7 protein-coding genes are annotated in these 6612 nt (G+C 66.3%); 5 read left to right on the forward strand and 2 right to left on the reverse strand.

Features of this window, described 5'->3' with window-relative positions; genetic code table 11:
• Positions 1-14 precede the first annotated feature (14 nt).
• Complete coding sequence (locus ACSFA2_RS24640; protein WP_435457963.1) at positions 15-845, forward strand: ABC transporter ATP-binding protein; 831 nt, start codon at positions 15-17, stop codon at positions 843-845.
• A 43-nt stretch (positions 846-888) separates the two neighbouring features.
• The gene (cynS, locus tag ACSFA2_RS24645; protein ID WP_435457964.1) at positions 889-1332 is read left to right on the forward strand and encodes a cyanase; all 444 of its coding nucleotides are present in this window, start codon (positions 889-891) and stop codon (positions 1330-1332) included.
• Between the two features lie 40 nt (positions 1333-1372).
• On the opposite strand, the gene ACSFA2_RS24650 is transcribed toward cynS, so the two are convergent.
• The gene (locus tag ACSFA2_RS24650; RefSeq protein ID WP_435457965.1) at positions 1373-2305 is read right to left on the reverse strand and encodes a LysR family transcriptional regulator; all 933 of its coding nucleotides are present in this window, start codon (positions 2303-2305) and stop codon (positions 1373-1375) included.
• A 28-nt stretch (positions 2306-2333) separates the two neighbouring features.
• Between ACSFA2_RS24650 and ACSFA2_RS24655 the strand changes: the two genes are divergently transcribed.
• Complete coding sequence (locus ACSFA2_RS24655) at positions 2334-2999, forward strand: hypothetical protein (protein ID WP_435457966.1); 666 nt, start codon at positions 2334-2336, stop codon at positions 2997-2999.
• Positions 2996-4348, forward strand: a complete 1353-nt coding sequence (locus ACSFA2_RS24660) for an MFS transporter (protein WP_435457967.1) — start codon at positions 2996-2998, stop codon at positions 4346-4348. Before ACSFA2_RS24655 ends, ACSFA2_RS24660 begins: the two co-directional genes overlap by 4 nt.
• Positions 4349-4407: 59 nt before the next feature.
• On the opposite strand, the gene ACSFA2_RS24665 is transcribed toward ACSFA2_RS24660, so the two are convergent.
• On the reverse strand, positions 4408-5187 hold the full coding sequence (locus ACSFA2_RS24665) for a class II aldolase/adducin family protein (protein WP_435457968.1): 780 nt from the start codon (positions 5185-5187) through the stop codon (positions 4408-4410).
• 318 nt (positions 5188-5505) lie between these two features.
• Here ACSFA2_RS24665 and ACSFA2_RS24670 point away from each other — a divergent pair.
• Positions 5506-6612: cache domain-containing protein (locus ACSFA2_RS24670; RefSeq protein ID WP_435457969.1), on the forward strand; the 1107-nt coding region annotated here is incomplete at its 3' end.

Raw genomic sequence — 6612 nt, forward strand, 5'->3', positions numbered from 1 at the left:
CCCAAAGGAAGGCCATGCCGCCTACTCCGCCCGTTCCCCCCATCGACCCTGGCGCGACGCTGTTGCGGGTCGAGGGCCTGGCCAAGGCCTACGTGCCGGCCAAGCCGGTGTTCGCCGAGGTCTCCTTCACCATGCAGCGCGGCGAGTTCGTCTGCATCATCGGCCACTCGGGCTGCGGCAAGACGACCATTCTCAACGTGCTGGCAGGGCTCGATACCGCGACCGGCGGCCATGCCTTCATGGACGGCCGCGAGATCGTCGGCCCGAGCCTCACACGCGGCGTGGTGTTCCAGAGCCACGCACTGATGCCCTGGCTCACGGTGCGCAAGAACATCGCCTTCGCGGTCGAATCGCGCTGGCCCGACTGGTCGCGCAAGCAGGTCGACGAACAGGTGATGCGTTTCGTCGAACTGGTCGGCCTGGCCGCGGCCATCGACAAGAAGCCGTCGCAGCTGTCCGGCGGCATGAAGCAGCGCGTGGGCATCGCACGCGCCTTCGCGATCCAGCCGCGCATGCTGCTGCTCGACGAACCCTTCGGCGCGCTCGATGCGCTGACGCGCGGCACCATCCAGGACGAGCTGATGCGCATCGTGCGCCAGACGCAGCAGACCGTCTTCATGATCACGCACGACGTGGATGAAGCCATCCTGCTGGCTGACCGCATCCTGCTGATGCGCAACGGCAGCGAGACCTCCGCCGGCTACCTGCCCGGCAACATCGCCGAGAGCGTGGCGAACCCGTTGCCGCGCGAGCGCACTCGCGCCGGGCTGCACCACCTCGACGGCTACTACGCCCTGCGCAACCACATCGTCGACTTCCTCGTCACCCGGGCGAAGGCGACGTGATACGGCATCGCATGTACTCAACCCAAACAGGAGCAAACCCCGCATGAACCGCAACGACATCACCGAGAAGATCATCACCGTGAAGGTGGCCAAGGGCATCCAGTGGGCCGACGTGGCCAAGAAGGTCGGCCTTTCCAAGGAGTGGACCACCGCCGGCTGTCTCGGCCAGATGACCTTCGACGCCGCCCAGGCCAAGGTCATCGGCAAGATCTTCGGCCTCACCGCCGAAGAGCAGAAGTGGCTGCAAGTGGTGCCCTACAAGGGCTCGCTGCCGAACGCGGTGCCGACCGACCCGTTGATCTACCGCTGGTATGAAATCGTAAGCGTCTACGGCACCACCATCAAGGAACTGATCCACGAGGAATTCGGCGACGGCATCATGAGCGCGATCGACTTCAGCATGGACATCGACCGGCAGGCCGACCCCAAGGGCGACCGCGTGAAGGTCGTGCTCTCAGGCAAATTCCTGCCGTACAAGACGTACTGAACGCCGGGATGCGCCGATGCTGCGCGACCTGCGCAGGGAATCAACGGCTTGCGCGGCAACTGTGATCGGCGTCGCTGCGGTGGCGTTCCGAGCAGGCATCCCGAACGCACTGGCGCAGCCAGCGGTGAGCGAGATCCCCGTCCATTCTCGGGTGCCAGAACAATGAAACAGTGATTTCCGGCGCGGACACTGGCAGCCCAAAGCTGTAGAGCCCGACGCGCAGGCTTTCGGTGTGGCGCTCGGGAACACTGGCGACAAAGTCGGTCGCGCGAGCCAGTGCCAGCGCGGTCGAGAACCCGCCGACCACCGTGCCGATCTCGCGTGCCAGACCGAGCGGCTTCAATGCTTCGTCGATCGGCCCTTTGTCGAAACCCCGACGCGACACGACGACATGCCTTTCGGCCGCGTAGCGCGCGGGCGTCATCTCCCCTTGACACAGCGGGTGCCCGATGCGCACGACGCCGATGAACCGGTCCCTGAACAAGGCCTGCACACGGACCTCGGGGCTTGTGGTGCCGCCGATGACGCCCGTCTCCAGGTCGACGGTGCCGTCGCGAAGGGAGGCGCTCTCCTTGTCTGCCTTCTGCACGAAGCGCAACCGCACGCCAGGCGCCTCCAGGCCGACGCGCTCGAGGAGGTCGGGCCCGAAGGTCTCGACAAAGCCTTCACGGGTGCGCAGCGTGAAGGTCCGGACGAGTTCCTTCAGCTTGAGCGCCTCGGCGGGCCGGAGGACTGCTTCAGCCTCCTGGACGAGGTGATTGACCCGCTCGCGCAGTTCGAGCGCGCGGGGGGTGGCCACCAGGCCCCGTCCGGCCCGCACCAGCAGGGGGTCGCCGGTCGTCTCGCGCAATCGCGCAAGGGCCCGGCTCATCGCCGAGGGACTCAACCGCAAACGTCTCGCAGCGCCTGCGACGCTGCCTTCGGCAAGCAGCACATCCAGGGTGACGAGCAGGTTCAGATCAGGCGATGACATGCCTCGACGCTAGCACGCCCGCTCTGACATGGCGTCCGACGCACGTAGATGTTGCAACTGCTGCGCCTTCCGCAATTCGGAGCGGCGTCCTATCGTCCTGGAACGGCTTGAACGGAGTTCGTCCGAGCACAACACAAAGGAAGAAATAGTGGCCAACGGTACTTTTGAAGCATCGATTCAGGGCATCAGGTCGGTCTGGGGACCGCTGAGCGACAAGGTGGTCGACGCTTGCAAACGCCATCTTGCGGACCTCCTCAAGGCACCCGCCACGGAAGATTGGTTGGTGGCCTTGCACGAGGAAGCCCCGGCCAACAAGGAACTGTATCGCGATCCTGCCCACGGGTTCGTGCTGCTGGCGCACTCGGAATACGCCGGGCTCTACAGGCCACCCCATGACCACGGCCGGGGTTGGGTGATCTATGCGGTCCAGCAAGGCGAAATCGAGATGAGAACCTATGCGCGGGTCTTGAACTCGGACGGCAGTGTCGGACTGGTGAAGCGGGATTCCACGTTGATGCGACCGGGGCAGGTCCAGGTGTATCTGCCCGGGGACATCCACGACACGCAGTGCGTGAAGGGGCCCGCACTGCTGTTTCGCTTCACCGAGCGTGACCTGAAGCAGGAAGACAAGGAAGAACACCGCGTGACACGGTATGTCGAGCGGAACGGGGTCTGGACGGTCGGGACATCATGACCCCGCCTTCCACCGAGCAGCGTCCGCGCATCGCCGCGGTTGCCGCGGTCCTGGCAGCCATGGTGCTCGTGGTGCTCGACGCAGGCATAGCCAACGTGGCGCTTCCGACCATCGCACGATCCCTGCAGGTCACGCCGGGCATGTCCGTGTGGGTCATCACGGCGTACCAGGCGGCGTTGGTGATGGGCCTGCTGCCTTGCGCTGCGTTGGGAGAGAGCCTGGGCTATCGCCGTGTCTTTGCGGGCGGGGTTGCCGTGTTCACCGGGGCGTCCGTGGTGTGCGCGCTGTCGCCGTCCCTGCCGTGGCTCGTTGCGGCCCGCTTCCTGCAGGGTCTCGGGGGGGCCGCCGTCATGTCGCTCGGCGTGGCGCTGTTGCGCTCTGTCGTTCCGCATCGGCAGCTCGGCGCCGCCATCGGCTGGAACGCGCTCGCCGTTGCACTGTCCTCTGCGGCCGGTCCGACGATCGGGGCCCTGATTCTCTCGGCCGCGAGCTGGCCCTGGCTGTTCGCGTTGAACCTGCCGCTGGGTGTCGTGGTGCTGCTCGCCACGCGTGCGCTGCCGGCGCTCACCGGAACGGCACGCCGGCTCGACCTGTCCAGCGTGGCGCTGAATGCGGGAGCCTTTGCCTTGCTGGTCATTGGCGCGGAACTTCTGATCGAAGCACCGGCCCTGGCCGCCGTCCTCCTTGTTTTGGCAGCACTCGGACTGGCGGCGCTGGTCCGGCGGGAGATGCCGAAAGTCGCACCTTTGATCCCGCTGGACCTGCTCCGCTCGGAATCGTTGCGCATCTCGGTGATCGCCTCGATGTGCTGCTTCGCCGGCACGACACTGGGCATGATGGCGCTTCCCTTTTTCCTGCAGCACACGTGGGGGCTGGACGCGCTGGCGACGGGGCTCTACATCACGCCTTGGCCGTTGACAGTGGCGATCGCGGCGCCGTTCGCGGGCCGTCTTGCCGACCGCCTGCCGACCGCCTGGCTCTGCGCCGCGGGGGGCGCTGTTCTTGCGGTGGGGCTCGCGGCGGCCTCGCTGTGGCCGCTGCCGGGACGGCCGCAGCCGTTGATCCTGTTCGCCGTGCTATGCGGCCTGGGCTTCGGGCTTTTCCAGGTGCCGAACAACCGCAACATGTTTCTCTCGGCCCCCGCCGAAAGAAGTGGCGCAGCGGGCGGTATGCAGGGCACGGCCAGATTGGTGGGTCAAACCGCAGGCGGAATCATCATGAGCCTGCTCTTCACCATGGCATCCGCCGACACGGCGCCCAGGGTCGGCCTCGGGATCGGTGCTGTGTTGACGCTGGCGGCCGGCCTTGTGAGCATGGTGCGGGCAAGACCGCAAGTGGCTTGCCCCTGACCAGTTAGACGACGTCAACCACTGTGCACGCCCACTGACCGCGCGGCGTGGGACCGTCGTCAGCTCGCGTAGGCGCGGTCGATCCGGTCCAGCTTGCGGATCAGCGACGGCCAGACGAAGCCGCCGCCCAGGCCACCGGTCTGCACCTTCATCGCGTGGCCCACACCGTCGATGATGCGGGGGTCCACTTGTGTGAGCTCGCCGCCGCCGGATTGCGCGGCGATCTGGATCTGGCAGGTGTTCTCGAAGGTGTACATCGCCAGGAAGGCATCGGCGATCGTCTTGCCGACCGTCAGCAGCCCATGGTTGCGCAGCATCAGGAAGTTCGCCTGGCCCATGCTCGTCTGCAGGCGTGCCTTCTCGTCGTCGCGGATCGCGACACCCTCGTAGCCGTGGTACGCCAGCGAGGCCAGCACGAAGGTCGACTGCTGGCTGATCGGCAGCACCCCGTTCTTCTGCGCGCTGACCGCGATGCCGGCGCGTGTGTGGGTGTGCAGCACGCACTGGATGTCTTCCCGCACGGCGTGCACCGCGCTGTGGATCATGAAGCCCGCCGGGTTTACCGGGTAGGGGGAATCGATCACCTTGCGGCACTGGTCGTCGACCTTCACCAGGCTCGACGCGGTGATCTCGTCGAACATCAGGCCGTAGGGGTTGATGAGGAAGTGGTGCTCGGGCCCCGGCACCCGTGCGCTGATGTGCGTGAAGACCAGGTCGCTCCAGCCGTAGAGGGCGACCAGGCGGTAGCAGGCGGCGAGGTCGACGCGCAGCTGCCACTCCTCGGCACTGACGCGGTCGCGAAGGGCCGAGGTGTCGGCAAGGAAGGGGGTGGTGTTCATGCGGAGCTCCTGGCGTGGCCGTGGTGCTGCCATTCTTGCGCTCCCGGCAATCTCGCACTGTCATGGTGCCGACAGGGCGGGATGCGTGTTTTCCCGAGGGGGTGGTTGAGCATTCGGTCACGGTGCGCGCCGGCTCCCGGGTTTTCCCGGGATCGATGAATCGGCTCGCCTGCCGATAGCCAGGGAAGCACGCCGCGGGGTGTGCGATCGCGTCACCCCGTCGACAGGGTCGAGGTGGGCGCTTCGGTTCGATGTCGTTCGCCCTTTCCCAACCTTCACCCACTGTCGATCATGTCCGCACCTTCAAAACTCCGCTCCATGACCATCGCCAGGAAACTGGCCCTTCTCACTCTCAGCGCCTTCGTCGGCTTGCTCGCGCTGACGGCCGTGTTCCTCGTGTCGGAACGGCAGCTCATCCTGGCTGAACGCCAGAGCAGCGTGCGGCAGGTGGTCGAGTCCGCCCACGGGGTGTTGAGCTACTACCACGGCCTGGCGGCGAAGGGCACGCTCAGCGAAGCCGAGGCGCAGCAGCAGGCCATGCAGGCCATCAAGGGCATGCGCTACAGCGGCACCGAGTACTTCTGGCTCAACGACATGCAGCCGCGCATGCTGATGCATCCGATCAACCCGGCGCTGGACGGCAAGGATCTGGCGGAAAACAAGGACGCGACGGGCAAGCCCCTCTTCGTGGCGTTCGTGAACATCGTGAAAGAGAAGAACGCTGGCTTCGTGTCGTATCTCTGGCCCAAGCCGGGCAGCGACAAGCCGGTGCCGAAGGTCTCGTACGTGATGGGCTTCAAGCCCTGGAACTGGATCGTCGGCTCGGGCGTGTACGTCGACAGCGTCGACGCTGCCATCCTCGGCCGCATGATCGGCTTCGGCAGCGGTGCGTTGGCACTGGCGGCAGCGCTGCTCGTTCTGGGGTGGTTCATCTCGCGCGGGCTGGTGCGCCAGATGGGCTGCGAGCCGGAGCGCGCCGCCGGCATCACGCGCCGCATCGCCGAAGGCGACCTGAGTGTGGCGATCGAGCTGCGCAAGGGCGACGAGACCAGCGTTCTGCACGCCATCAAGGCCATGCGCGACAGCCTGGCCCGGGTCGTGGGCCAGGTGCGCCAGGGCACCGACACCATGGCCACCGCCTCGAGCCAGATCGCCTCGGGCAACCAGGACCTGTCCTCGCGCACCGAGCAGCAGGCCAGCTCGCTGGAAGAGACTGCGGCCTCGATGGAGGAACTGACCTCGACCGTCAAGCAGAACGCGGACAACGCACGTCAGGCGAATCAATTGGCCGTCTCGGCGTCGGAAGTCGCCGTGCGCGGCGGCAGCGTGGTCAGCCAGGTGGTCGACACCATGAGCGCGATCAACACCTCCAGCCGCAAGATCGTGGACATCATCGCGGTCATCGACGGCATCGCCTTCCAGACC

It is taken from the genome of Variovorax cryoconiti (assembly GCF_051216395.1).
Classification (GTDB): Bacteria; Pseudomonadota; Gammaproteobacteria; order Burkholderiales; family Burkholderiaceae_C; genus Variovorax.

Coding starts and splice junctions, on each gene's coding strand:
- ACSFA2_RS24665 (WP_435457968.1), bottom strand. CDS start 5,187: ATGAACACCACCCCCTTCCTTGCCGACACCTCGGCCCTTCGCGACCGC.
- cynS (WP_435457964.1), top strand. CDS start 889: ATGAACCGCAACGACATCACCGAGAAGATCATCACCGTGAAGGTGGCC.
- ACSFA2_RS24640 (WP_435457963.1), top strand. CDS start 15: ATGCCGCCTACTCCGCCCGTTCCCCCCATCGACCCTGGCGCGACGCTG.
- ACSFA2_RS24650 (WP_435457965.1), bottom strand. CDS start 2,305: ATGTCATCGCCTGATCTGAACCTGCTCGTCACCCTGGATGTGCTGCTT.
- ACSFA2_RS24660 (WP_435457967.1), top strand. CDS start 2,996: ATGACCCCGCCTTCCACCGAGCAGCGTCCGCGCATCGCCGCGGTTGCC.
- ACSFA2_RS24655 (WP_435457966.1), top strand. CDS start 2,334: ATGGCGTCCGACGCACGTAGATGTTGCAACTGCTGCGCCTTCCGCAAT.